A 697-nucleotide genomic window follows, 5' to 3' on the forward strand; every position below is an offset into this window, starting at 1 on the left:
CAAGTTGCTTATGAAGTTCAGCAAGCGGCTTTCGTCTGAAAGCCACGTCTTGCAAGCGGTTGAACGCTCAGATGCCGAAACGGTATCTTTCGATCTCTTCGACACGCTGGTTTATCGGACGTTAGCTCGGCCGGAGGATCTATTCCTGCTTCAGGGACAAGCGCTGATCGAGGCTTGTCTGTTCTCGGGAACGGCTGCGGAATGGCAGCGCCTGCGGAAGCGGGCCGAAGCGGAATTGGACCTAGCCGTCAGTCCGCGTGAGGTCGAACTCGCGCAAATTTACGAAAAACTGATTTCCGAAGGTGCCTTGAATGGCGTGGAAGCCGCTGCAATAGCCATGGCCAAGGAGCTCGAACTCGAGGCCGAAGTGATTCGTCCGCATCCCGAGGTTCCAAGCTTGATTGCCTCAATTCGTAAGTTGGGGCGACGAGTGGTTGTTTCGACCGACACCTACTTGCCGGAAGATTTTATCCGAACGACACTTCTGAACGCCGGCATTGAAGCTGACAGGATCGTCTGCTCTTCAACAACGGGGAAGACCAAACGGTCAGGTGAAACCTTCATGGCGATGCGCCGCGATTTTCCGAGTACCGTTCATTTTGGCGACAATCATCATGCGGACGTACGCAATGCTCGGAGCGCCGGTGTTCCCGCCAACTGGCTGGTCTGGAAATTTTACGATCACCGCTCGATCTAC

General features: G+C 54.8%; 1 protein-coding gene. It reads left to right on the forward strand.

Features of this window, described 5'->3' with window-relative positions; translation table 11 throughout:
• Positions 1-697, forward strand: a 697-nt coding sequence (locus tag AWB81_RS46330; RefSeq protein WP_327373593.1) for an HAD family hydrolase, incomplete at both ends; no start/stop codon positions are given.

Origin of the sequence: Caballeronia arationis (genome assembly GCF_001544975.2) — a bacterium.
Classification (GTDB): domain Bacteria; phylum Pseudomonadota; class Gammaproteobacteria; order Burkholderiales; family Burkholderiaceae; genus Caballeronia; species Caballeronia arationis.